Below are 26,135 nucleotides of genomic sequence, written 5' to 3' on the forward strand. Positions count from 1 at the left end.
AGAGAGGGTTAGCGTGAGGCTTAAACATCAGCCAAATGGAAAGAAGCACCGAAAAAGACTCTAAATACAACGGCCTGGAAAACATGCCTTTGCTTGAGCTTTTACAGAACATCAATAACGAAGATAAAACGGCGCCATTGGCGGTAGAGCAGGCTTTACCACAGATAGAAGCGTTGGTAAAGATCACTACCGACCGCATGCGCAATGGCGGCCGCCTCTTTTACATAGGCGCAGGCACCAGCGGGCGTTTGGGCGTGGTAGATGCATCGGAGTGCCCGCCAACATTTGGTGTACCTTTCGATTGGGTGGTGGGTATTATTGCCGGTGGCGATACCGCCATCCGCAAAGCGGTAGAATTTGCAGAAGATAATACCACGCAGGCCTGGAAAGATCTGCAGGAATTTGACATAAAAGAGGGAGATGTGGTGGTGGGCATAGCAGCATCTGGAACCACGCCCTATGTGATAGGCGGCTTAAAAACAGCAAACGAGCATGGTATTGCTACGGGTTGCATCGTTTGTAATGCCGGCAGCCCGGTTGCTGCAACCGCCCAATACCCGGTAGAAGTGATAACCGGCCCCGAGTTTGTGACCGGCAGTACCCGCATGAAAGCAGGCACCGCGCAAAAGCTGGTTTTAAATATGCTGAGCACAAGTGTAATGATACAACTAGGCAGGGTAAAGGGTAATAAAATGGTGGATATGCAGTTATCAAATGATAAACTGATACAGCGCGGCACCAACATGGTAATGGCCGAAACCGGACTGTCCGAAAAGGAAGCTGCCGAACTTTTAAACCAATACGGAAGTGTGAGAAAAGCAGTAGACGCACATAATAAATAAATATGCAGGAGATTAGATATGCAGACGTGCAAATATGCAAATGTGCAGGTGAGGAAAATAAAAAAGTCTCCCCTATCGGGAGAGGTTGGAGGGGGCTATGCACGAAATAGAACCATATTACCGCTGGCGGGATGATTATGTAGCATCAGAGGATGAGCATTCTCCGTTTTATGCTACGCAGTATAACGAGTTTGAGTTTGATAAGCAGGTATATAACTATTTGCTGCACCCGCAATGGGATTCATTCGGGTCTAACACGCTTTACCTTAAAGTTTTATACGTTGATTACGACCGTGGGTACAGCATTATAGAGTTTATTGGGGAATGGAACGATGCCATTAACAATGATATTATGCTGATGAAGCGCGAACTGATAGAACTGATGATAGACCAGGGCGTAAACCAATTTATACTAATAGGCGAGAATGTGCTTAACTTCCATTTTTCGGACGATAGTTATTATGAGGAATGGTTTCAGGAGGTGGAGGATGGCTGGATAGCCGGCATCAATTTCCAGGAGCATGTGATCCGCGAGTTTAAAAGCGCCAATATTGACTATTACATCAACTTTGGCGGGCAGTTAGATGAACTGAACTGGCGTGCCTTAAAACCGGTACAGGTATTTAAAATGGTAGAAGAACAGCTAACCAAAAGGCTAAACTAATTTCATCCCATTGTAAGCTTTATAAAAGCTACAACTTTATACGCATTGCTGCGTTTTTACTATATTCGTACAAATAATTTCTAATCATAAATGGAAACCAAAACTCAAGATTACGTTTACGAAAACGTAAGTTATGTAGAAAACCCCGAGGCGTCCCGCAGGTTTATCGCGAATGTGTTTTTATGGATGTTTGTTGCATTAGGTATATCATCTCTATGCACTTATACTTTTGCGTTTATACCCGAGCTATCGAGCATGCTGCGCGATCCGGCAACAGGTCGCAACAATATTTTCGGTACCATAACCATGTTCGCCCCTTTTATCCTTGTGTTGGTATTATCAAGCCGCATTAGTAAAATGAGCATCGTAACTGCCGTTATTATGTTCCTGGCTTTTTCGGCCATTATGGGTGTAAGCCTTAGCTATATATTTTATCTGTATAACTTCGGTACCATATCAAGCGCGTTTATTACAGCATCTGTAGTATTTGGTGTAATGGCAATAGGTGGTTACACAACCAATCAGGACCTTACCAAATTTGGTTCAATCCTGATCATGTTGCTTGTTGGCGGCATTATTGCAACCGTGTTAAACGTGTTCATCTTCCGCAGCAGCAGTTTCGACTTACTGATCAGTTATATATTGGTTGCTGTATTTGTAGGCTTAACCGCTTACGATGTACAAAAACTAAAACGCATTGGTGCCGGTATCGAGTATGGTAGTGCTGAAGGTAAGAAGACAGCCATTATGGGTGCCTTAACCCTTTATCTTGATTTTCTTAACCTTTTTCTTTTACTGCTTCGCATATTCGGCGGCAATAGGAGATAAGCGGATTGTCTTATAAAATTGAAAGCCGTTTGCTATGAGCAGGCGGTTTTTTTGTTTTAAAGGTTCGGCTAAAGCCGGATGGTCTAATTTGTTATCCACCCCACAAATGCGGCGGCAATGATTTTTTACAAGTTTGACATGCCTGAAATTTCAAAGCGACTTTTCCCATATCAGGTACAATTGAGACGGGGTAAAACCACATCATTGCCGTTGGCTTTAGCCAACAGACCCTAAGCCAAAGCAAATCGGGCTTTAGCCCAATACGAGTGTAATTTATAAGCTTGCACTTTACAACATTATTATTCATATTTGTAACGCTTATGGAGAAAGACGGAGGGATTAGACCCTGCGATGTCTTAGCAACCTGTTACTTAACAAGGTGCTACATTCTACTCAACCAGCCAATTGGCGGATGGGACAGATAAGTGAAAGTCAATATAACACCCGGCTTTTCGAAATAAGTTTTTTTAGTATCAGGTAATTAGTATCAAGTATCAGGACCTTTTCCTGCGCTGGATATTATGCTCATGTATCGGTCTTCGGTACTTGATATTTGATACGCGCTACTTGATACCAAACAATGGATATTAGAAAAGAACTACAAAAACGCATATTGATTATTGACGGGGCTATGGGTACCATGATCCAGCGGTACGAGCTTACCGAGGAGGATTTTCGTGGGGAGCGTTTCCGTGACCACGCATCCGACCTTAAAGGCAATAACGACTTGCTGAATATTACCCGGCCGGATGTGATCAAAGCCATCCATGCCGAGTATTTAGACGCGGGTGCGGATATCATCGAGACCAATACCTTCAGTACACAAAAGATTTCACTGGCCGATTATCACCTTGAAGAACTTGATTACGAATTAAGTTACGAGGGTGCCCGCATAGCCCGCGAAGTGGCCGATGCGTACACCAAAAAAGACCCCTCAAAACCTCGCTTTGTGGCTGGTGCTGTTGGTCCCACAAACCGTACTGCATCCCTGTCGCCGGATGTGAACGACCCGGGTTACCGCGCCGTTAACTTTGATGACCTTGCCGAAGCTTACTACGAACAGGTGCGTGGTTTAGTAGATGGCGGATCGGACGTGCTGCTTGTCGAAACCATTTTTGACACCCTGAATGCAAAGGCGGCATTGTTCGCGATAGACCGGTATAAAAAAGAATGTGCAGCAGCGGGTAAAGATTATTTGGCCTTCCGCGATACCGGCGGTGTGATGATCTCGGGTACCATTACCGATGCATCTGGCCGTACTTTATCAGGGCAAACAGTAGAAGCATTTTGGAACTCGATCAGTCATGCTAACCTGCTATCGGTTGGTTTAAACTGTGCTTTGGGTGCAAAGGAGATGAGGCCTCACTTAGAGGAACTTTCTGAAAAAGCAGGTGTATTTATCTCGGCCTATCCAAACGCCGGCTTGCCAAATGAATTTGGCGCGTACGATGAAACCCCGCACGAAACCGCCCACCAGGTTGATGATTTTATCAAAGCCGGGCTGGTAAATATTGTGGGTGGTTGTTGCGGCACCACGCCGGATCACATCAAATGTATCGCCGATAAGGCCGCTAAATATTCCCCGCGTTTGATTCCCGAAATTGAGCCTTATTTGCGCTTAAGCGGCCTGGAAGCTGTAACTCTTACCCCCGAAACAAACTTTGTAAACATAGGCGAGCGTACCAACATCACCGGGTCGCCAAAATTCTCTAAACTTATCCTTGCCGAAGATTACGAGGCTGCCCTAACCGTTGCCCTGCAACAGGTAGAAGGTGGCGCGCAGGTAATTGATATCAACATGGATGAGGGAATGATCGATTCGGAAGCGGTGATGGTAAAATTCCTGAACCTGGTTGCTAGCGAACCCGATATTGCCAAGCTGCCCATCATGATCGATTCTTCCAAGTGGACGGTTATCGAAGCCGGTTTGAAATGTTTGCAGGGGAAAGGTATCGTAAACTCTATTTCCCTGAAAGAGGGTGAGGAGAACTTTAAAGAATACGCCCGTAAGATCTTAAGCTATGGCGCCGCCGCCGTTGTGATGGCTTTTGATGAAACCGGCCAGGCCGATTCACTCGAACGCCGTAAAGAAATTTGTGGTCGCTGTTACAGGATATTGGTTGATGAAGTTGGTTTCCCGCCACAGGATATCATTTTCGACCCGAATATCCTGACCGTAGCCACCGGTCTGGAAGAACACAACAACTACGCGGTAGACTTTATTGAGGCTACCCGCTGGATAAAACAAAACCTTCCATATGCCAAGGTAAGCGGTGGGGTAAGTAATATATCCTTCTCGTTTCGCGGTAATAACGTGGTGCGCGAGGCGATGCACTCGGCATTCCTGTACCATGCTATTAAGGCCGGGTTGGATATGGGTATTGTAAACGCCGGGATGCTGGAAGTTTACCAGGAGATCCCGAAAGACCTGCTGGAACTTGTTGAAGACGTTCTGCTAAACCGCCGCGATGACGCCACCGAGCGTTTGGTCGAGTTTGCCGACACCATTAAAAGTAAGGGTAAAGAGATCGTGCGTGATGAGGAATGGCGCAAGAACCCGGTAGAGCAACGCCTATCGCACGCCCTGGTAAAAGGTATCATCGAATACCTGGATGACGACGTGGAAGAAGCCCGCCAAAAATTCGCCAAACCCTTAGAGGTGATCGAAGGCCCGTTGATGGACGGCATGAATGTGGTTGGTGACCTGTTTGGCGCCGGTAAAATGTTTTTGCCGCAGGTGGTAAAATCGGCCCGTGTAATGAAAAAGGCGGTGGCTTATTTGCTGCCATTTATTGAGCTGGAAAAACAGCGCGTGATAGATGCCGGCGAAGATAGCAGCGGCAGCAGGGCCAACGCCGGTAAGGTTTTAATGGCCACTGTAAAAGGCGACGTACACGATATTGGTAAAAACATAGTAGGCGTGGTACTGGCCTGTAACAACTTTGAGGTGATAGACCTTGGGGTGATGGTGCCCGCCCAGCGCATTATTGAAGAAGCAATAAAGCAGGAAGTAGATATTATTGGACTGAGCGGTTTGATCACCCCTTCGCTTGATGAGATGGTGCATTTCGCCAAAGAGATGGAACGCCAGGGCTTTACTATCCCGTTAATTATTGGTGGTGCAACAACCTCGCGCATCCACGCTGCGGTAAAAGTAGCGCCGCATTACTCGGGCGCCGCCATCCATGTGCTGGATGCATCGCGCAGTGTAACCGTTTGCAGCAGCCTGATGAACCGCGATACCCGCGATGGCTACATCCAAAACATTAAGGACGAATACACCAAAGCCCGCGAAGCTCACGCCAACAAAAAAAGCGATAAGCGCTTTGTAAGTATCGAACAGGCACGCGGGCAAAAGTTCCAGATAGACCTCAAGGCCGTTGCACCTGCACCGGCGTTTTTGGGCACCAAAGTTTTTGATGCCTACCCGTTAGAAGAACTGGTGCCTTACATCGACTGGACGCCGTTCTTCCATACCTGGGAGTTGCGTGGCAGCTATCCAAAAATATTTGCCGATAAGTTTGTGGGCGACGAAGCCAAGAAATTATTTGATGATGCACAGGCATTGATGCAACGCATCGTACACCAGAAGTTATTGCGCGCAAGCGGTGTTATCGGTTTTTGGCCGGCCAACAGCGTGGGAGATGATATCGAATTATATACCGATGAAACCCGCCAGCATTTGCTGACGCGCATCCATACGCTTCGCCAGCAGAACGAAAAGGTTAAAGGCGAGCCTTATTATGCGCTGTCGGATTTTGTGGCACCTAAGGAAAGCGGAGTTGCCGATTACTTTGGCGGCTTTGCCGTAACAACCGGTATTGGTTGCGATGAACTGGTTGCCGAATTTGAGGCCGACCATGACGATTACAACAGCATCATGACCAAAGCCATTGCCGACCGCTTTGCCGAGGCCTTTGCCGAGAAAATGCACGAACTGGTACGTAAAGAATATTGGGGCTATTCGAAAGACGAGCAACTGGCTACCGAAGAATTGATCAAGGAAGAATACCAGGGCATCCGCCCGGCACCGGGTTATCCCGCATGCCCGGATCATACCGAAAAAACCACCTTGTTTGAGATATTAAGCGCCGAAGAGAACGCCCACATGCACCTTACCGAAAGCCTGGCCATGACACCGGCAGCAGCAGTAAGCGGCTTCTACTTCGCGCACCCGCAGGCAAGGTATTTTGGCTTAAATAAAATAAGTAAAGACCAGATAGAGGATTATTCTGAAAGGAAGAACTTATCTGTGGAAACGGTTGAGCGTTGGCTCGGCCCAAACCTTAATTATTAAATAGAACGGCATTGCGAGGTACGAAGCAATCTCTTTAGGACAATTGTACACCTTGCATAAAGGACTTGCTTAAAGAGATTGCTTCGTACCTCGCAATGACGTAACGAAATAAAAGATTACAACCTACAATGAAGATAACCGAGCACATTGCAAACGCCAACGGCAAAACACTTTTTTCATTTGAGCTTATCCCGCCATTAAAAGGCCAAAGCATCCAGGGGATCTACGATGCTATTGACCCGTTGATGGAGTTTAAGCCGCCGTTTATTGATGTAACCTCGCTGCGCGAGGATTATATTTATAAGGAGCATCAAACCGGCCTGCTGGAGAAACTGGCTTACCGCAAGCGCCCCGGCACTATTGCCATCTGCGCGGCCATCATGAATAAGTACAAGGTAGATACCGTTCCGCATTTGCTTTGTGGTGGTTTTACTAAGGATGAGACCGAGAATGGCCTTATAGACCTGCAATTTTTAGGGATTGATAACGTGCTGGTTTTACGCGGTGATGCCCGCCGTGGCGACGCTTCGTTTGTGCCATCACCCAATGGGCACTGCTATGCTACCGACCTGCTGCAACAGGTGGTGAACATGAATAACGGCGTTTACCTGCATGAACATTACGAGGGCATCCTTAAAACGGACTTCTGTGTAGGTGTTGCCGGTTACCCCGAGAAACACTTCGAGGCACCAAACCTAAAAACCGACTTTAAATATTTGAAGCAAAAGGTTGATATGGGCGCAGGCTTCATTGTAACCCAAATGTTTTTTGATAACCAAAAATATTTCGATTTCGTGAACGGCTGCCGTGCCGAGGGTATCAACGTGCCGATCATCCCGGGCTTGAAACCTATCACCACTTCCAAACAATTGGTTAACCTTTCTAAAACCTTCCACATTGATATCCCCGAAGAATTAAGTGATGCGATCCAGGATTGCAAAGACGAAAAGAACGTAAAAGATATCGGGATCGAATGGATGATAGCGCAGTGTAAAGAACTGGTAAAATTCGGCGCGCCGGTGCTGCATTTTTATACTATGGGTAACCCCGGCCCAACAAAAAGGATCGCGGAAGCGATATTTTAGAGCTTTAAAAATTTGTTATGCTGAGCGATAGCGAAGCATCTCATCGCAGACATGCCTATTCAATATGCAAAGTTCAATAATAGATCCTTCGCTATCGCTCAGGATGACAAGTGAAAACACCTCACCATGTCAAACAAACGATCGATAGCCGATTTTGTCATGGCGAGCCTGTCGAACCATTGTAAAGCGGGTAAGTCTTCGACAATCTCAGACTGACATTGTCAATAAATAAGAAAGGCCCGACTTTAGACTGCCCCAAAAAAGGTAGACACTTACCGCCGGGCATTTCTTATTATTAGAGGAAGATAACTTATATCCCTTCACCCTTCATTTTTGAAGCGGCAACTAATGCTTTATAAGCATTAACCACACCGCCAGTTTTTGATAGGGTTGTAAAATCAACTTTTTCGGTTTGGCTGCCCGGTTTTAAAACCATTAGGCCGGTTATAGGCGTGGCGGATGCCAGTATGGCTTGTTTAACCTGTTTGGCGGTTAATGTTGGGTAGTATTCCAAAATCAAAGCGGCAACACCCGCTGTAATTGGTGATGCAAAGCTGGTACCATCGGCAGTGTTAAATTCGGCATCCATGTTTACCGAAGTTACTTTAACACCCGGGGCAAATACATCCACATTCTTTTTACCGTAGTTGCTAAAGGTGCCTGCAAGGTTAGCATTGGCTTTATCGGCAGATGCCCCAACGCTGATCAGGTTATCGGCATCCATTGATGATCCATCCTCAAACATATCGTTCGGGAACTCCGGTTTGGTGTCCATGTCCTGATTATCGTTACCCGATGCCTGGATCAACAATACATTCTTAGCTGCAGCATATTTAAAGGCTTCGTCAACCCATGCTTTATGCGGGGAGATCTTTTTGCCAAAGCTCATGTTAATTACACGTGCGCCATTATCAACCGCGTAGTGGATCGCGTTAGCAATATCTTTATCGTACTCGTCGCCGTTTGGCACCGCTTTAATAGCCATAATGCGCACGTTATCGGCAACACCGTCAATACCATATTTGTTATTGCGTACGGCGCCAATAAGGCCTGCAACGCCGGTACCGTGCTCGGCATCTGCAAATTTCAGGATGTTGCTGCCGTAAGGTTTGCCGTCTTTAACATCGGGGTCATCACCTACAATGCGTTTGCGTGCACCCAGGTCGGGGTTAACATCATTGTTCAGTTTTGCAAGGTATTCGCTCAAGTCGTTAATGATCTTGGCGTTGGTTTCGTTGCCGCCTTCCTGCTCAAAAACAGAGGCCCAAACATTTTTACTTTGTGTAATGGTATCACTTGTAGAGGTGATCTTAATCAGGTCGGCCTTTTTAAAAGAAGCATCACTTTTTAAGTTAAGGGCTTTTTTAATATAACCACTGGTCGCCATCAGCGCGTTCATCACGGGCTGCAGCTGATTGATCTCGGTTTTTGATTTGGTTAGCGTAGCATCATGCTGTAGCTTCACCTTTTCCCAGTAAGCAAACTCCTTTTCGCTGCCGGCAGGGGCACTGGTCAGGTTCTCGTATTTGCCTTTAAGCCTGTTGTACTCGCGCACTTCCTCGGTGGTTTCGGTAAAATCACATTTGCCACCTGGGCCGCCTAAAAAGTTCCAGCCGTGCACGTCATCAATGTAGCCGTTCTTATCGTCGTCAATTCCGTTACCGGGAATTTCCTTGGTGTTGGTCCAAAGCACCGGTTTAAGATCGGCCTGCGCGGTGTCTATCCCGCTATCGATGGTTGCTATTACTACCGTTTTGCTTTTTTTACCTTTAACAAATAAGTAAGCCTGGTTTAAACTGATGCCGTAATAGCCATCGGTTTTAAGGTCCATCAGGTGCCAGTTTTTTGGGAGCTCGGCGGCAGGTTTTGGTGCAACCTGCGCGTTGGAATTAATGCTTAATAACAGGGCGGCGCTTAGTAATAGCCCTGTAATAGGTTTGAAAATTTTATACATGTTTCTCTTTAGTATTTTGTTTGTTAAAGCCCCCTCTAAATCTCTTCCGCTGGTTAGCGGAGTAACTTTGGTTTAATTCTTTTTAAAAGCCTTTCCGCTAACCAGCGGGGAGGCTTTGGGTGGGGCCGTTTAATTACAGGTCAAATTTAATTCCCTGCGCTAAAGGCAACGTTTTAGAATAGTTTATAGTATTGGTTTGTCGCCTCATATACACTTTCCAGGCGTCAGATCCGCTTTCGCGGCCGCCGCCGGTTTCTTTTTCGCCGCCAAAGGCACCGCCTATCTCCGCACCCGATGTGCCGATGTTAACGTTGGCAATGCCGCAATCAGAACCCGCGTAAGAAAGGAATGTTTCTGCCTCGCGCAAATTATTGGTCATGATGGCCGATGATAATCCCTGTGGAACCCCATTCTGTAACTCGATGGCTTCCTCGATAGTGGAATATTTGATCAAATAAAGTATGGGCGCAAAAGTTTCATGCTGTACGATCTGGTAATGGTTCTCCACCTCTGCAATACAAGGCTTAACATAACAGCCCGATGAATAAGCGTCGCCTTCCAGTTTACCGCCTTCAACAGCAAACTTACCGCCTTCGGCTTTGCATTTTTCGATAGAATCAAGATATAATGCAACCGCATCCCGGTCAATAAGCGGGCCCATGTGGTTATTCTCGTTTAAAGGGTCGCCAATTTTGATCTGGCCGTAAGCCTTAACCAGTTTGTCTTTAAAAGCATCATAAACACTTTCGTGGATGATGAGCCTGCGCGTACTGGTACAACGCTGCCCGGCAGTACCCACCGCGCCAAATACAGCGCCAATGAGCGACATATCCAGATCCGCATTCCCGGTAATAATGATGGCGTTATTGCCCCCAAGTTCTAACAGGCTTTTGCCAAGGCGCGCGCCAAGAGCAGCGCTCACGGCTTTACCCATCCGGGTAGATCCGGTTGCAGATACCAACGGCACGCGGGTATCGTTACTCATTAATTCACCTATCTGGCGGTCGCCGATAATTAAACAGCTTACGCCTTCATCAATATTATTTCTTTTAAAAACTTCCTGCGCAATGTGCTGGCAGGCGATGGCCGTTAAAGGTGTTTTTTCTGATGGTTTCCAGATACAAACATCTCCGCAAACCCAGGCTAGCATAGCGTTCCAGCTCCAAACAGCTACCGGGAAGTTAAAGGCAGATATTACGCCTACGATCCCTAATGGTTGGTATTGCTCATACATGCGGTGCTCGGGGCGTTCGCTGTGCATGGTAAGGCCGTATAACTGGCGGCTTAAGCCCACCGCAAAATCGCAAATGTCTATCATCTCCTGCACCTCGCCGTAACCTTCCTGCAGGCTTTTACCCATTTCGTAAGATACCAGCGTGCCCAGTTGCTTTTTATTCTCGCGGAGCGATTCACCTATTTGTCGCACAATTTCTCCACGCTTTGGCGCAGGTATGGTGCGCCAGGTTTTAAACGCTTTTTGGGCGGTTTCAACTACAGTATTATACTCATCTGCAGTAGCAAATGTAGCCGCCGCTATCTTTTTACCATCCGTTGGCGATACAATGTCTTTTACCCCGGCACCGGCGCTGCTGCCCCAGTTGCTGCCCGTACTAAAGGCATGGTTTATGTCGTTTATATGTAAATGGTCAAGAATATCTTTTATTACTAAGCTCATAATTGGTACTTTTGCCAAAGATAAAAATCTTTAGGGCAATTAATCAACTCATCCGCTGCCGCTTAAATGCTTTTCATTTATTATCAGCTATTTGTATTAACGCGTGTTAATAATGTTTGTATGTTGAAAACTTAATTGATTTAGGGATGCTTATTATTGTAATTTGAACTCATGTTTAAGCCTTGCGGATAAACATCTGCCGGGAAATATGGTGTTCTGCAAAAAAACTTGAATGGAAGAAGAATTTGATTTTGGTTTTACCGAAGATCCAAAGTTTTCGGTAGAACGGTACGAAGAAATGATCCGCAATCATGACCAGTACTTTTTTGACGCCCAGGCGTTTGAGAACATTATAGACTACTACATAGAAAAAAACGACCCTGCAAAAGCCCTGCAGGTATCTGAGTATGCCCGCAACCAGCACCCGTTTGCCGCCGTGTTTTTAATTAAACAAGCCCAGTTACTGGTAGTTACCAACCGCGCGAGCGAGGCATTTGCCGCGCTGGATAAAGCCGCGATGCTGGAAGCGAGCGACGCGGATATCTACATCATTCGTGGTAACCTTTACGAGAGCATGGAGCGAAATATTGAGGCTTTAGAGAACTACGAAAAGGCACTTGACCTTTCGGAAGAAACCGACGAAATTTTATTGCACATTGCCTACGTTTACCAAAACATGGGCGATTATGATACCGCCATAACTTACCTTAAACTGTGCCTTAAACAAAACATGGAAAACCAGGATGCGCTTTACGAGCTTGCATTTTGCTACGATGTTTTGGATAACCAGGAGGAGAGCGTTCAGTTTTACCAGCAATATATTGATAACGAGCCTTACAGCTATGCCGCCTGGTATAACTTAGGTAACGCGTATACCAAACTTAGTTTGTTCGAGAAGGCTATTGACGCTTACGATTACGCTATATTGATCAAAGACAGCTTTGCATCGGCCTACTTTAACAAAGGTAACGCCCTGGTTAACCTGGAGAAATACGCCGAAGCCATTGAGGTGTACCGCCAGACGTTTGAGTACGAGCAGCCCAATGCGGATACTTATTGCGCCATAGGCGAGTGTTACGAAAAGCTGGAACAAATGGACGAGGCGCGGTCGTTCTACAAAAAATCGGTTAAGATGGACCCAAAACTGGCAGATGCCTGGTTCGGGATCGGTGTTACCCTTGATTTTGAAGAGCGCTACTTCGAGGCCTTGCATTTCTACAAAAAAGCGTTAGACCTTGATATTGCCAATGCCGATTACTGGTTTGCTATAGCGGATGCAGAGTACAAACTTGGCCACATGAAAGAGGCCGAGGACGCCTACGAAAAAGTGGTGGAACTTAACCCGCTTGATGTGGATGCATGGCTGGATTACTCTTCTATCATGTATGAGCAAAAGCGTTTGGTTGATGCCATTGAAGTGATCTCGCAGGCCATCAAGAATAATCCGGATGCTGCAGAGCTTTACTACCGCATGGTAGCCTACCTGTTTGCCAAGGGCGAGTACAACGAAGCACTGAACTACCTGGAGATGGCCCTGGCATCAGACCCGGAGAAACACTACATCCTGTTTGATTACCTGCCCCAGTTGCAGGAGAACAAGGTTATAGTTGACATCATAAACAGGTATTGTAAATAAGAGATTAGGGAATGGTGATTAGAGATTAGTTTTAAATCGAATACATCAATTTATAAGTTAAAGGCCGGACGAATAACTCGTTCGGCTTTTTTGTTGGATGAAAAATAATTCCCTCCCGTGGGAGGGTTAGGGAGGGTTTTCCTCGCCCAAGTTAAAATTGTGGTAAACTCCTGCCTGCCCTTATGCAATCCATCGCGCCCGTCCCCAGGGAGGGAATGATAAAATCATTTCCGTTGGCTTCAGCCAACGGATAACAGGTAGAAACTTCCCGGCTTTAGCCAAACGATATTTTGGTTAAAGCCATTCTTAGCATGTTTCCTATTCCTTCCCCTAAAAGGGACGGCAACGAAGTCCATGCCTCTTTGCGAAACAAAAGGCACTATTAAAATAATTGACTGTAGTGGTGGCACCATTTTGTCAGTAGTGTGTATTTTAGATGCTTGATTAGGAGTCGTTTATAAAATATTATGTGTGTTTAGAATCGTGAACGTGAACATTTGGGTGATCTCAGAGGCTAAAATGAGACCTTTTTACCCTCTTTGCGCAATAGAGAGGGTTGACCAGCGCAGCGAAGTGGGGGTGAGTAAAATCTACGCCAGGCAAATCCTTCAAACAACGCACCCTCTTATCCGTTATTTTTATAAAACCAAATAACTATGAATACTCCAGATAGCCCAACGCCGGGCGAAATATTCCCTTTAGAGGGCGAAACAGGCGACCCGAAAGTAAGCGCTGCAGAGCAGGATATGATCACCAATAAGGATGCCGACGGCAAAGTAACCAACAGCGATGGGGCAGTCGCCGATACAGACGACATCACTGAAACGCTAAGCGAAAGTGAACCAACAACAGAGCTGAATGCCGATAACCACATCACCAACAACGATAGTGCAGGCACCAACAAACTGGAAACGGATGAGCAATTCTAATAGTGATTAGCCATATATAGACGGCAGCACAATAGGTTACTATTTTGTTAAGGCGAATTTGATGTAGAAAAATACACCCTATTATTTTATTCACTATGCGAGAATAACCAGGGTATAAGACCTGGTTCGGCGAAGGCATCGTCCCAGCTGTTGTGGTCGTCGTTAGTGTAAATGGTAAATTTAGGGTTGGCCCCGGCGGCTTTAAGGGCATCAACCACTACCTGCGAATGATCGAAGGGTACCACACTATCCTTTTGCCCGTGGAAGATCCACAAAGGGGCTTTTTTAGCATACTTGCTTACGTTATTGGTGTTATCGCCACCGCAAATAGCGAAAGCTGCTGCAAAGGTGTTTGGCTTGCGCCTCAATATCTCAAACGTACCCATACCACCCATAGACAGGCCACCATTGTACAGCTGTTTTTTGCTTACAAAAGGCTTGTCCAGAAATTGCGGTTACCCTATTAAAGGTAAATAAACAGGTTTCGATTTAAATCCGGCTATTTGTTTTTTGGTGAGACGGTAGCGGTGCTTTTAAAATCAAGCTTTTTAAGCCCGTTTTGGATCTCGGGCGCACTCATAAATAAATTCCATAATAAGCCCGAGCGGTAGTTCTCTATCATTACGATGATGGGCCCCTGATCGATAGCTAAATATGATTTTGCGTACCAGTTTTTAGATTCGCTAAAGGCATCGGTAAAGCCATATTCGCCCCAAATCTTATCGCCCATGTCATAATAGAAATGGCGAAGTGCTTTCATCGAATACTCCGGCGTGTATGGGAAGGCCGATAAAGCAGCAGTAGGCGTAATTACTCCCAAATCATTGTCGGGCGAGTGCGCGTTGTAGCCTTCGTAGTTATCGCTGGCAGTTAAGCCCCACGAATTTTCGCCGTATCCTTTAAACTTTTTAGGATTATCGATACAGTAAGCGTGGTTGATAAGCGTGTGGTTTAAATTCTGCTCCCAGTAATCGGCATAGCGGTCGGTTAGCCCTTTAGGGTTAAGCCCCAGGAACGAATATTGCGAAAAGAATAGCGGCCCGCCATACGGGAAGCCAAGGGGCAATTTATAACCGTAATAGGTGTGTCCATTCTTAAAGAAATCACTTTGTGTCCATCCACGGTGGTAAACTTCGGCGCTAACGGGGTAGCGGTCGGCAGATGCGGCCAGGATGTAAGTGATCAAACATTCGTTAAACCCACGGATTGGGAAGTTCATGGCCCAGCCGTTATTTGGGCTCCAGTGCCAGTACAGGTTGTCGCGGCCATCGCGGGTGTACCAGCTCCATTCGGTTTCGCCCCAGATCCAGCTTATCACATCGCGTATGCGGCGTTCTTTTGGTGTGTTGGCAACATAGTATTGCTTGGCGCAGATAAGCCCTTGCAGCAGGTACGCAGTCTCTACCAGGTCACCACCATCATCCTTGCGGCCAAAACGGATAATCTTTCCGGTTTCGCCATTAAGCCAGTGCGGGAATACGCCGTGAAAAGCGTCGGCTTTAAATAAAAACTCCACGATCTTCAGCATCCTGTCGACAGATTGCTCGTGTGTGATAAACTTGCGGTGATCTGCAGCTATCATGGCCATAATGCCAAAGCCCGAGCCGCCGGTGGTTACCACCTCGTTACCATAATCGAAAGAGGTGTTGCTGCGCTCGCGGGCAAGGCCACTAACCGGGTGCCCAAAATCCCAAAAGTAACGGAACGTTTGGCGCTGCACCACGTCTAATAAAGCGCTGTCGCTTAAGTTTTTTATGATGCCTACGGGCTTAATCCCATCTTGTTTAACAGCGGGCTTTTGGGCCATGCCGTAAACTGATGCTATTGCCAGGCAGGCAGTTAGTATAAATTTCTTCATTAGTTGATCTGTTTATAAAACCGCAGGTTATTTTGAGATAGCAGTTTTAGTACTTATAAATTAGGGCTGGTAAAGCCTAAACCTTTCATCCCGGTTTTAATTTCGGGGCAGCTCATAAATAAATTCCAAAGCAGGCCGCTTCTGTAGTTCTCGATCATCACGATGATTGGCCCCTGGTCAATAGCCAGGTATGAATCTGCAAACCATGGGTTATTTAAGTTATAAGCATCGTAAAAGCCGTATGGCCCCCACACTTTATCGCCCAGTTTGTAATAGAAAAATTTAAGCGCAGCCATTGATTCGGTAGGTGTGTATGGTAACGACGAGATAGCCGCAGTAGGTGCAATTACCCCAACATCATTAGTTGGCGAACTTGCTGTATAACCACCCTCAATGTCGCTTGCGGTTAAGCCCCAACTATCTGCGCTATAGCCATAATAACCTTTTGGGTTGGCCACCACATATTTATAATTTATCTGGCTGTGTGCTTTATTTTGCTCTTCGTAATTAGCATAAGCATCGCTTAATCCATTCGGGTTAATGCCCAGGAACGAGTAATGCGCGAAGAACAGCGGGCCGCCCTGCGGTGGCCCTAATGGCAATTTTACACCGTAGTAGGTGTTGCCGTTCTTCATGGTGCCGTTACCCGCCCATCCGTTGTCATAAACAACTTTTGGCACGCTGTGCGTGGTTGAAGATGCTGCCAGTACGTAAGCTATAAGCCCCTCATTCCAACCGCTGATTTTCATGTTGATGGCCCACGCATTGCTCGGGCTCCAGTGCCAGTACAATACGTTTTGGCCGCCTTGCCTAAACCAGTCCCATTCTACATTATTCCAAAGGGTATTTATGTCTGCGCGCAAATCCGTTTCATCCGTACCGGCGCCGTTAAAATACTGGCGGGCGGTAAGCATGCCCTGCATAAGGTATGATGTCTCTATCAGATCGGCCCCATTATCAAGTGCGCTAAAAGGCTGTACTGCGCCTGTAGCACCATTCAGCCAATGCGGGAAAGCACCATGAAAAGTTTGAGCCTTTGTTTTTAAGAAGCCCACTATCTTTTGCATCCTTGCCAATCCCTCGGCACGACTGATAAATCCGCGGTTAACACCAACAACCATCGCCATAATTCCAAAACCTGAACCACCTGTGGTAACTACATCGCCCGATGTATTACGCTCGCGGGCAAGGCCACTAATTGGGTGCCCAAAATCGTAAAAGTATTTAAAGGTTTGCTTCTGCACCAGTTCAAGCAATTGATTATCTGATATGGTGGTGAATTTATTAGTAGAATCTATACCTGTATTAATAGCGATATTTACAGGTGACTGTAATGCACCATCTTTTGCAGATTTAAGCGATGTACTTACATCTAAAGTATATTTTGAGATAACGGCAAGTGTAGGTTTAATAACTACTGTACTGTCGCTGTTCTCATAGCTGGTGGCAAAGTTTATAGCCGCGCCGGCTTTGTCTTTTAAAGTTATGGCTGATGCTACCGTAGTTTTATTTAACGGGGTAGAGAAGGTAATTTTTATTACCGGGGTTTTGTTTACGTTGGTATATGTATAGCCGTTAAAAACACCATTTACCTTTAACCCATAAAAGCTGAACGAAGCAGGTGTTACAGGCTTAACCGGATCCGGCGTAGGGGTGTTACCGCTCTTGCTGCAGGCAAATAATAATACTAATAAACTAAAACCGGCAAAAATCTTCAAATCTCTCATCATCAATACCTTTAAGTAAGCAGATAAGCCTGCAAACTAAATCTCAAAAAAAGAGGCTGCCCGGCGATACACCGAACAACCTCATAATCAATCAAATGTTTACTTTCCTCGTCCTTCGAGTTTAGCAATAGCGCCAACTTCAATATCAGATAATGCTTTGTTATATATCCTAACCTCGTCAATAGAACCTGTAAAAAAGCTTGCCCAGCCTTCAGCACCATGGGTTGTGGTTTGGCTTGGCGTGGTCATAAACTGTGGCGCACCAAATACGATGTTACCTTGGTTTTTAAAGTTTAAAGGGCCTGTAACACCCGGGAATGGCTGGTTAACAATGCGTGTACCATTCATATAAACTTTACAGGTTGCTGTAACAGCATCATAAGATACCGCGAAGTGTACAAATTTATCAAACCAGTTTTTTGTGCCGTTAACTTCTAAGGTTTTATCATCTGTACCATTAAAAATGTGGATACGCAATAAACCAATATCATTGGTGCTACCGTTCTCGAAAAATATTTCGATGTTACCCCAAAAGCCAGCCTTGTTTGCTAAAGAAAAAAGAGGGACAATACCTACTGAAGGTGGTGGTGTGTTGATCCACTCGGCAAAGGTAAAGCTGGTTAAACCTGATACAGCAGCAGATGGTGCAGTTATTACGTAGCTGTTTAAAGCACCCTGCAAAGCACCGCCTTTAACGCCTGTGCTAAAAGTGGTACCTGTGTTTGTACCGGCAACTTTTGAAACGCTGTCAACCAAATTGCCGTCAAAAGACCATTTTGCAACAAGGCTTTCGGGTGCAACTTTGTTTGAGCTGGTGAAACCATCAATACTCAACGGCGGCGCGTAAGTAGAAGGGTCGAACTTTTTTTGACATGATGATAGCGCGGTACTTACAAATGCCGCTACTATTAAGCATATATTTAATTTTTTCATTTTGTGTGAAGGTTAAAATTAGTTGTATCCCTGGTTTTGAGTTAATACACCAAAGCTTAGGTCGATCTCGTTCTGAGGGATCGGCCATACTTCGTTTTTGTTAGCTTTCCACCCTTTAGGGCCAAATACAGCTAAACCACGCCCCTGGCGTATAACATCGAAGTAACGGTCGTACTCCTGCGATAACTCAACCCTTCTTTCTTTCCAGATAGCGGTGCGTAAAGCATCTTTATCTGGAGTTGTAAATTTTGGAAGGATTGCGGCATTGCTACCCCTTGCACGTGCCTTAACCAATTCAAGGCTTGCAATTGCAGTAGTAGCATCACCAAGCTCATTAGCAGCCTCGGCATTCATTAATAATACATCTGCATAACGTATCACGCGGATATTTTGCTGTACCCCTTCGTTGTAACCGGTTACAAACATGCCGAAAGGCACATAAGATTTTTGGTTATACATAGGGTTATCGCCGGTTGCCGGGATGGCATCACCCTCGGGTGTTGTTTCGCCACGGAAGATGATAGAGGCATCACGACGAGGGTCGCCGGTTTCAAAGGCATCGGCAAGGTTTTGAGTTGGAACGTTAAAGCCCCAGCCACCACCTGTAGAGCCCCTTACACCCTGGATTTGTGAGTATTGGGAGTTTGACGCATCCGGGTTGCCCGGGATCAAATCACTCTGGATCTCAAATATCGACTCAGAGTTATTCTCGTTATTGGTCCTGAACATTTGCTCGTAATTAGGGAACAAAGAGTAACCTAAGCCTTTTACCTGGTTGGTAAATGACAATACATCAGCCCATTTTTGCTGGTACATAGCAGCTTTAGCGTGTAATGATAGTGCGGCACCTTTGGTGATACGGCCAACATCAGCAGCGCCATAGCTTTGTGGTAACACAGCGGCAGCATCTGTAAGATCTGTTTCTATAGCAGCCCAAATTTGGGCTTTAGCGGTACGTGGAATGTTGTATTCGCTTGCATCTTTTGGTGGTGCAAGGCGCAATGGTACATCACCAAATGCCCTAACCAACCTAAAATATGCGTAAGCCCTTATGAATTTACATTCGGCAATGTAACGTGCTTTTAGGTTAGCATCCATTTCAATTGCAGGTACGCGGGTAATAACCTGGTTTGCAAAGTTGATGGTTTTGTATTCGCCACTCCAAAAATCACCAAGCTGGCCCTGGCCCGCAGTTACGGTGAAGTTGTCGTAATCGTTCATGAAGGTTGCATCTGTGGCACTACTTCCTTTTTCGGTATCGTCAGAACCAACGCTTTCAATAGCCATTGGGGCAAATGCAATGTTTGTCCACTCGTGCAGGTTGGCGTAAGCAGCACTTACAGCTGCCTTAGCATCGTCTCCTGTTTTCCAGAATTGTGCTGCCGGTTGCTGTGCCTGGCGGGGTACATCTAAAAAGCTTTTTTTACAGCTTTGCGTTAATATAAGGGTTGCAAAAAGCACAAGTCCTGATGCTTTATACAAGATATTTTTTGAGTAATTCATTTTTAATCAGATTAAAAAGTAACGTTAACACCAAAGTTATAAGTAGCATATAGTGGGTATACGCTGGCATCAATACCAGTGCTGCCCGGGCCGCCACCAACTTCTGGGTTAAAACCTTTGTATTTAAAGAAGTTTAATGGGTTTTGCGCGTTCGCGTAAACTCTTAAACGTTTTATGCCAATCTTAGTTAACAAAGCGCTTGGCAGGGTATAACCCAATTGCGCGTTCCTAACCCTGAAATAAGCACCGCTTTCTACAAAGAAAGAGTTTGGTGCCGAGTTGCTTGTGTTACCAACATTTGCTGATGGATAGGTAGTTGAAGTACCCGGCCCGTGCCAGCGGTTGTCATAAAAATCTTTAGTGTAGTTTTCGTTACCAAAGCGGTAAGCTACGTTTGCATTATAAATATCAACACCTGCAAGGCCCTGGAAATCTAAAGCCAGATCGAAGTTTTTATAACCAAAGCTGGTGTTAAATCCGTAGTTATATTTAGGGTTAGGGTTACCTAATACTACGCGATCTTTACTGGTGATAACACCATCCCCGTCGGTATCAGCATATTTAAAGTCGCCGGGCTGTGCGCTGGTTTGACCAGAACTTGCAACTTCGGCAGCAGTTTGGAATACACCAACAACTTTATAACCGTAGAACTGGCCAATTGGCTCGTTAACTACCGAACGGGTTGCTAATGCACCGTTAGCTATACCATCGCCACCCTGGTAAAGTGGATTTTTACCGGATACAACTTCAAGTAATTTATTATTGTTGATGCCGATGTTACCACCTATAGAGTAAGTAAACTCGCCTGAAGTACCTCTCCAGGTTGCAGAGAACTCAAAGCCACGGTTTTGAATTTTAGCCTGGTTGCCAATTAACCCGCCTGATGTACCAGTTGATGATGGTACAGGGATAACAAATATTGCATTATTGGTGGTTCTGTTGTAGTAATCAGCCTCGAAAGTTAAGTGGTTGTTAAACATTGCCGCCTCTAACCCAATATCGGTACCAACACCAATCTCTAAACGTAAAAGCTGTGGTTGTACGGTGTTATAACTTGCGCCCTGGTATGGTACGCCGCCAAAAATAGCGGTTAAATATGGGTCACGTGCGATGGTTGGTGTTAGTGGGTTATACGGGATACCCGCATTACCTACTTTACCCCAGCTGCCTCTTAATTTCAATAGATCAAATACATGCTGATCTTTCATGAAATCTTCTTTAGTAATAACCCAACCTGCACCAATTGATGGTAAGGTTGTGTGTAAGAAATCGCCGTAGAATTGTGAAGCAGCATCATCACGGATGGTTGCATTTAACAGGTACTTGTCTTTAAACGCGTAGTTAACACGGCCAAAGTATGATGATGCTGTGTTTAACGAACCGCCGTCTGTTGAAGTCCGATTTGTACCAAGCGACAAATACATGTTTTCGTCACCACCACCCGGTACGTTTTCTGCACGGCCGTTAAAAGTGTAAGCCTGGTTGCGTTGCGCGGTTTGACCGGCTAACACGGTTAACCTGTGGTCGCCGAATTGGTTTTCATAGGTTAGTGTGTTTTCAACTATCCAGTTGCGGGTTTCTGTTCTGTCCTGGCTAAGTACGCTTGTTGTATTACGCTGCTTTAAAGTAGCAACGTAAACAGGGTTGTAGTTTTTAACCTCGGCCTGGCCAAAATCGCCACCTAAGCTTGTTTTAAAGTTGAAGTGTTTTAGGAAGGTTAACTGCGCGTAAACATTACCCGTAAAACGAAAATTTGTTGATTTTTGGTTAAAGAAATCAAGCGATGCCTGCGGGTTGTAGTTGTTACCATCACCCAGGCTGTAGTCACTTGGGTCGCCATAAGTGCCATCGGCGTAGTAAACCGGTACTACTGGTGCTGCGCCATAAACCTCGTGGAATATGCCACCCGGGATATCTTTTGATTTGCTGTATAAACCGCTTGCGCTGATACCTAATTTTAGGTTTTTGTACGGCTGATAATCATCAGTTAAACGCATGGTATAGCGTTTATAGTTGTCTGTTTTGATGTTACCATCCTGATTAAGTATGCCTAATGATAAGTTGTAGCTCGATTTTTCGGCACCCCCGTTTATAGAAACCTGGTGGTTTTGTACAAACGCATCACGTAAGATCTGTTTAGACCAATCGGTACCTGTTCCGTAGCTTGCAGGGTCGTTAAATAATGGTGTAGAATTATTGCTTGCGTAAAGCTCGTTGATAATGGTAGCATACTCGGTAGCATTAGCCATTTTTACCGGGTTGGTAACTGATTGCCAACCTGCGTAACCGTTATAGTTAACAGTTGTTGTGCCTTTTTTACCTTTTTTGGTAGTTACCAAAACAACACCGTTTGCCGCCCTGATACCGTAGATAGCAGTACTTGATGCATCCTTAAGGATACTCATATTTTCGATATCCGACGGGTTGAGGAAGCTGATATCATCATACCAAACACCATCAACTACATATAGTACATTGGTGTTACCGTAAATGGTACCGGTACCACGTATAACTACTTTAGGTGAAGCACCCGGCGAACCCGAGTTGGTGATCTGTACACCCGCTACTTTACCCTGCAAAGCGCTTAGTGGATTAATAGAAGCCTGTTTAGAAATCTCCTCGCCTTTAACCGAGGCAACCGAACCGGTAACATCAAGTTTGCGTTGGGTACCGTAACCAATAACTACTACGCCTTGCAGTTCGTTAGTAGCGCTTTGTAGTTTAACGTCTATGTTATTACGTCCGGCAATTACAATTTCCTGCGTTGTGTAACCTAAATAGGATACCTGCAGTATTGTGTTTGATGCGGCATTTACTGAGTAAACCCCATTAACATCGGTTTGGGTGCCGTTTGTAGTACCTTTTACCGCAACTGTTACGCCTATAAGCGCTTCACCGGTTTTTGCATCGCTAACTTTACCTTTAATAGTAACGTTTTGTGCAAATAGGGCAGTTGAGAAAAAAGTAAACAATAGGAGCAAGCCCGAGATTGTGTAAATTCTCTTCATAGTGGTTAATAAATTTTTAAGTACTGGTTTAATTGGTTCTTTAAGATTCGAAGTTGAGGAGATAATATAATTTTAGCAAATAATGCAACTCTACATTAATACATCAACCTTAAAATACTTTCACAAATTTTTTAAGAAGAAAATATAAACAATTGATATAATGTAAGTTAAGAAACAATTTTACATGCTTTGTATACTACAAACTTTATGCATGCATAACAGTAGCGAAATGGGGGTATGAGAGGTAATGATGTAGTATTATAACTCGATGAGAAACTCTACCAGGTTTTTATCATGCTCTAAATTGAGCTTTTTACGCAGGCGGTAGCGCCTAATCTCCACACCACGGAGCGATATGTTTAATAATGATGCCATCTCCTTGCTGTTCATGTTCATGCGCAGGTAGGCACAAAGCTTTAAATCGTTGGGTACCAGGTCGGGATGGCCTTGTTTAAGTTTCTTAAAAAAGTTTTCGTGCGCTTCGTTAAAACTGTTCTCAAAAACGTTCCAATCGCGGTCATCACTCATACCTTCTTCAATAACTTTGTGGATCTTTTTAAGCTGATCGTCTGAAAGCTTTTTGCCGCTGCTATCTTTAAAACGGTCTATTTCATCGCTTATTTTTTGAAGCAATTCGTTCTTGTACACGATGTTCATGGCCGAGTTAGCCAGCTCGCGGCTTTTGCTTGCAAGGTCGGCCTGTAGCTGTTCGTTTTTAATAGTTACAATGTGTTGCTCGTTTGCAATGGCCTCGCGCTGTAAAAACTCCTCTTTTTCGCGCTGTAGTTTTTCCTGAATCTGGTGCTGGTGGCGTTTCAGTTTAAGTAAATAATATTTGCGGATAGCAATGTAAAGCAAAGCGGCCATCAATAAATAAAACGTAATGGCAATTTTGCCGGCGTACCATGGCGGCAAAACCTCGAAAGTAAAAGTAGTTACACCCGATATGTTTTCGTCGTTAATTTTAGCGCGTACTTTAAAATGGTAAGTGCCCTGGTTAAGGTTAGTAAACTCTTTTTGGCTTTGCGCGCTCCACTCGCTCCACTGGCGCGAGTACCCTTCCAGGTAATACTGGTACTTAATTTTTGCCTGTTTATAATACGGCAGAGAATAAGAGATGCGGATGTTGTTTTGATGATAAGGGATGGCTATCTCGTTATCATTACTGTTCATATCTGTTATTACCTGTGTTTTATCGGTAATGTTTTCAACTTGCCGTATCAGTACATCGGGCAGTTTAAAATTGGGCTGCCGCGATGTGTTTTTATTATTAACAATAACAAAACCATCGTCTACACTTATGAGGTAGATCTGGTTGTTGATCATACTGATGTTCTCATAATTCTGCACCATTTGGCCATTAAGACTGCTAAAACGGTTCGAGTCGATAGTAAGTTTGCCCGGCACTGATAGGTCTGCCAGGGCAACCCGCCCATGGTTTATAAACCAGTACTTTTTACCGATAGCGGCTATTACCTTATTTGACGATGAAAAGGTTTTAAGCGCTTTATTAAGCTGCTGGTATTTGTAAAACCTGTCGGTAATGTCATCATACACATAAAAGCCAGAGTCCGACGCAAAAATGATACGGTTATCGAGGTTAAAAACACCCACATTATAACTATCGGGAAGGCCCGAGTTTTTGTCGTAATATTTTTGCGACGCTACCTTTTTATTGTCGGCAGTCAGGATTATTTTATAGATGCCTTTGTAGGCATGGCTCACCCAGATCTGGCCTTTGTTATCCTGCTCCACATACCGCGATGGTTCGGTAAAGCCATCAATTTTATGATCAAAAGCCCAATTACCGGCGGCATCTTTACGGTAAATAACCAAGCCGTTATAAATACCCTGGATCAGTTGGCCCGTATTAAATTTTTTGATGGTCCACCCACCGCTTAGGGGGTTTATTTTTGTTAGGGTATTGCCGTTTACCTGAAACGTGCCATCGTTGTGGCCGCAAAGTAGTTTACCATCTTGCAACGATAGCTCCCAAACCTGCCCCTGCGAACCGGGGATAAGTTGAAAATTAAACGACTGAAAAAGGCGCTTGTTACCCGGGATTATCCAATCGCTATAGTATAAGCCCTGGTTAGTGCCCAGGTAAATTTTATTATTAAAAATAATGCTGGAGTATACCGTACCGAAGCGCCCGGTTTTGTCAAAGTAAAAGTAAAGGGGGGAGTTTACCTCGATCCTGTCGATGCCATTATCCAGCCCTGCCCAAAGGTTTTGTTCGGTATCGGTATATAGGCTTAATACGGTGTTGTTTTGTAACCCGCTTGATTTGTTAATGTGCTGCACCACGTTACCCGCGGTATCAATTATGACAATGCCATTTAAGATAGTGCCGTAAGCAAAGTACTTACCTGGTATTACGGCGCCGTTGTTTAGCTGATAATTTTTTAGGAAATCGTTCGCCTGGTTTTGCCATGGTTGTATGGTGGCACCATCGTACAAAAACAAACCGTTTTTAGCGGTACCAATGAGGTATTTGTTGTTGGAGAATGGCAGGATTGACAGCACGCGGCTGCCTAAAATATTGCTGCCTGCTACGTATATTAGTTTGTTGTTTTTAAGTTCGAACAGGCCTGTATCAACCTGTTCAACAAAATAGCGGCTGCCGGTTTTGAAAAGGAATAGAAATGGTATAGGCGCCTTTATAACGTTTATTTTACCGTTGGCATAAATATAGATAGAGCCAAAGGACTGAAAAATAACCCTATCCTTATCTACATAGATCTTCCAGGTTTCTTCTTTTACGGGTTGGTATTTTTTGGGGACAAGGTGTGTAAGCGAATTATATTTAAGAAAGCCTTTTTTATTGTTTTCCCAATAGCCAAATTCACCAAAACCGCCAGAGTAGATCTTTCCTTTTCCATCAGCCGCTACAGAGCGGACGATAAGGCCATTGGGCATCCGGTTTAGCTGCCAGTATTTACCATCGAACGATAGCAGGCCTTCGTCGTTACCAAAGTACATAATGCCGTGCTCATCGCACGTTACCGACCAGTTTTGATTGCCCGACTGGTACTGTGCCTTAGTGTAATTTTGTACGTAAGGTACACCAATGCTTTTTATATCAGCAGCTTGCACGCAAATATTTACAAGGACGAAAAAAGCAAACAGGAGGTGTTTCCGCATAAATGTATCGGCACAAAGTTAATATGTCAAAAATACAATTTGACTTTGAATA

At 45.0% G+C, this 26,135-nt stretch carries 16 protein-coding genes and 1 riboswitch; of the genes, 7 read left to right on the plus strand and 9 right to left on the minus strand.

Going from position 1 to position 26,135, the window contains the following annotated elements; genetic code table 11:
* The first annotated feature begins 35 nt into the window (after positions 1-35).
* From murQ to metF, 5 genes are all read left to right on the plus strand, one after another.
* Positions 36-842, plus strand: a complete 807-nt coding sequence (gene murQ, locus NAF17_RS08735) for an N-acetylmuramic acid 6-phosphate etherase (protein WP_252757621.1) — start codon at positions 36-38, stop codon at positions 840-842.
* Between the two features lie 97 nt (positions 843-939).
* Positions 940-1,506, plus strand: coding sequence for a hypothetical protein (locus NAF17_RS08740; protein ID WP_252757622.1), 567 nt, complete (start codon positions 940-942; stop codon positions 1,504-1,506).
* A gap of 90 nt (positions 1,507-1,596) precedes the next feature.
* Entirely contained in the window at positions 1,597-2,334 is a 738-nt protein-coding gene (locus NAF17_RS08745) for a Bax inhibitor-1/YccA family protein (RefSeq protein WP_252757623.1), read from the plus strand.
* A gap of 315 nt (positions 2,335-2,649) precedes the next feature.
* Positions 2,650-2,762, plus strand: a riboswitch (SAM riboswitch).
* Positions 2,763-2,914: 152 nt separating this feature from the next.
* Positions 2,915-6,631 carry a methionine synthase gene (gene metH, locus NAF17_RS08750; protein WP_252757624.1) on the plus strand — a complete coding sequence of 1,239 codons (3,717 nt, stop codon included), beginning with the start codon at positions 2,915-2,917 and terminating at the stop codon, positions 6,629-6,631.
* A 128-nt stretch (positions 6,632-6,759) separates the two neighbouring features.
* Complete coding sequence (gene metF, locus NAF17_RS08755) at positions 6,760-7,716, plus strand: methylenetetrahydrofolate reductase [NAD(P)H] (RefSeq protein ID WP_252757625.1); 957 nt, start codon at positions 6,760-6,762, stop codon at positions 7,714-7,716.
* A 310-nt stretch (positions 7,717-8,026) separates the two neighbouring features.
* On the opposite strand, the gene NAF17_RS08760 is transcribed toward metF, so the two are convergent.
* Together NAF17_RS08760 and amaB are read right to left on the minus strand one after the other, a co-directional pair.
* Positions 8,027-9,670: a S8 family serine peptidase gene (locus NAF17_RS08760; protein WP_252757626.1), complete on the minus strand. Its 1,644-nt coding sequence runs from the start codon at positions 9,668-9,670 to the stop codon at positions 8,027-8,029.
* 133 nt (positions 9,671-9,803) lie between these two features.
* Positions 9,804-11,345 carry an L-piperidine-6-carboxylate dehydrogenase gene (gene amaB, locus NAF17_RS08765; RefSeq protein ID WP_252757627.1) on the minus strand — a complete coding sequence of 514 codons (1,542 nt, stop codon included), beginning with the start codon at positions 11,343-11,345 and terminating at the stop codon, positions 9,804-9,806.
* A 232-nt stretch (positions 11,346-11,577) separates the two neighbouring features.
* Between amaB and NAF17_RS08770 the strand changes: the two genes are divergently transcribed.
* Together NAF17_RS08770 and NAF17_RS08775 are read left to right on the plus strand one after the other, a co-directional pair.
* Entirely contained in the window at positions 11,578-12,981 is a 1,404-nt protein-coding gene (locus NAF17_RS08770) for a tetratricopeptide repeat protein (RefSeq protein WP_252757628.1), read from the plus strand.
* A 656-nt stretch (positions 12,982-13,637) separates the two neighbouring features.
* Positions 13,638-13,910, plus strand: a complete 273-nt coding sequence (locus NAF17_RS08775; RefSeq protein ID WP_252757629.1) for a hypothetical protein — start codon at positions 13,638-13,640, stop codon at positions 13,908-13,910.
* A gap of 86 nt (positions 13,911-13,996) precedes the next feature.
* On the opposite strand, the gene NAF17_RS08780 is transcribed toward NAF17_RS08775, so the two are convergent.
* From NAF17_RS08780 to NAF17_RS08810, 7 genes are all read right to left on the minus strand, one after another.
* On the minus strand, positions 13,997-14,356 hold the full coding sequence (locus NAF17_RS08780; RefSeq protein ID WP_256474510.1) for a carboxylesterase family protein: 360 nt from the start codon (positions 14,354-14,356) through the stop codon (positions 13,997-13,999).
* Between the two features lie 53 nt (positions 14,357-14,409).
* Positions 14,410-15,768, minus strand: coding sequence for a glucoamylase family protein (locus NAF17_RS08785; protein WP_252757631.1), 1,359 nt, complete (start codon positions 15,766-15,768; stop codon positions 14,410-14,412).
* 53 nt (positions 15,769-15,821) lie between these two features.
* Positions 15,822-17,498, minus strand: a complete 1,677-nt coding sequence (locus tag NAF17_RS08790; RefSeq protein ID WP_252757632.1) for a glucoamylase family protein — start codon at positions 17,496-17,498, stop codon at positions 15,822-15,824.
* A 96-nt stretch (positions 17,499-17,594) separates the two neighbouring features.
* On the minus strand, positions 17,595-18,428 hold the full coding sequence (locus tag NAF17_RS08795) for a LamG-like jellyroll fold domain-containing protein (protein ID WP_252757633.1): 834 nt from the start codon (positions 18,426-18,428) through the stop codon (positions 17,595-17,597).
* An 18-nt stretch (positions 18,429-18,446) separates the two neighbouring features.
* Entirely contained in the window at positions 18,447-19,931 is a 1,485-nt protein-coding gene (locus NAF17_RS08800) for a RagB/SusD family nutrient uptake outer membrane protein (protein WP_252757634.1), read from the minus strand.
* 11 nt (positions 19,932-19,942) lie between these two features.
* On the minus strand, positions 19,943-22,939 hold the full coding sequence (locus tag NAF17_RS08805; RefSeq protein ID WP_252757635.1) for a SusC/RagA family TonB-linked outer membrane protein: 2,997 nt from the start codon (positions 22,937-22,939) through the stop codon (positions 19,943-19,945).
* Between the two features lie 258 nt (positions 22,940-23,197).
* A complete protein-coding gene (locus NAF17_RS08810; RefSeq protein ID WP_252757636.1) occupies positions 23,198-26,083 on the minus strand; it encodes a ligand-binding sensor domain-containing protein in 2,886 nt (961 codons plus the stop codon).
* Between the last annotated feature and the right edge of the window lie 52 nt (positions 26,084-26,135).

Origin of the sequence: Mucilaginibacter aurantiaciroseus, assembly GCF_024055595.1 — a bacterium.
GTDB classification, from domain to species: domain Bacteria; phylum Bacteroidota; class Bacteroidia; order Sphingobacteriales; family Sphingobacteriaceae; genus Mucilaginibacter; species Mucilaginibacter aurantiaciroseus.

What these genes read in the sequence shown, in the direction of transcription:
- murQ (WP_252757621.1), top strand. Translation starts at nt 36, where the DNA reads ATGGAAAGAAGCACCGAAAAAGACTCTAAATACAACGGCCTGGAAAAC.
- NAF17_RS08740 (WP_252757622.1), top strand. Translation starts at nt 940, where the DNA reads ATGCACGAAATAGAACCATATTACCGCTGGCGGGATGATTATGTAGCA.
- NAF17_RS08745 (WP_252757623.1), top strand. Translation starts at nt 1,597, where the DNA reads ATGGAAACCAAAACTCAAGATTACGTTTACGAAAACGTAAGTTATGTA.
- metH (WP_252757624.1), top strand. Translation starts at nt 2,915, where the DNA reads ATGGATATTAGAAAAGAACTACAAAAACGCATATTGATTATTGACGGG.
- metF (WP_252757625.1), top strand. Translation starts at nt 6,760, where the DNA reads ATGAAGATAACCGAGCACATTGCAAACGCCAACGGCAAAACACTTTTT.
- NAF17_RS08760 (WP_252757626.1), bottom strand. Translation starts at nt 9,670, where the DNA reads ATGTATAAAATTTTCAAACCTATTACAGGGCTATTACTAAGCGCCGCC.
- amaB (WP_252757627.1), bottom strand. Translation starts at nt 11,345, where the DNA reads ATGAGCTTAGTAATAAAAGATATTCTTGACCATTTACATATAAACGAC.
- NAF17_RS08770 (WP_252757628.1), top strand. Translation starts at nt 11,578, where the DNA reads ATGGAAGAAGAATTTGATTTTGGTTTTACCGAAGATCCAAAGTTTTCG.
- NAF17_RS08775 (WP_252757629.1), top strand. Translation starts at nt 13,638, where the DNA reads ATGAATACTCCAGATAGCCCAACGCCGGGCGAAATATTCCCTTTAGAG.
- NAF17_RS08785 (WP_252757631.1), bottom strand. Translation starts at nt 15,768, where the DNA reads ATGAAGAAATTTATACTAACTGCCTGCCTGGCAATAGCATCAGTTTAC.
- NAF17_RS08790 (WP_252757632.1), bottom strand. Translation starts at nt 17,498, where the DNA reads ATGATGAGAGATTTGAAGATTTTTGCCGGTTTTAGTTTATTAGTATTA.
- NAF17_RS08795 (WP_252757633.1), bottom strand. Translation starts at nt 18,428, where the DNA reads ATGAAAAAATTAAATATATGCTTAATAGTAGCGGCATTTGTAAGTACC.
- NAF17_RS08800 (WP_252757634.1), bottom strand. Translation starts at nt 19,931, where the DNA reads ATGAATTACTCAAAAAATATCTTGTATAAAGCATCAGGACTTGTGCTT.
- NAF17_RS08805 (WP_252757635.1), bottom strand. Translation starts at nt 22,939, where the DNA reads ATGAAGAGAATTTACACAATCTCGGGCTTGCTCCTATTGTTTACTTTT.
- NAF17_RS08810 (WP_252757636.1), bottom strand. Translation starts at nt 26,083, where the DNA reads ATGCGGAAACACCTCCTGTTTGCTTTTTTCGTCCTTGTAAATATTTGC.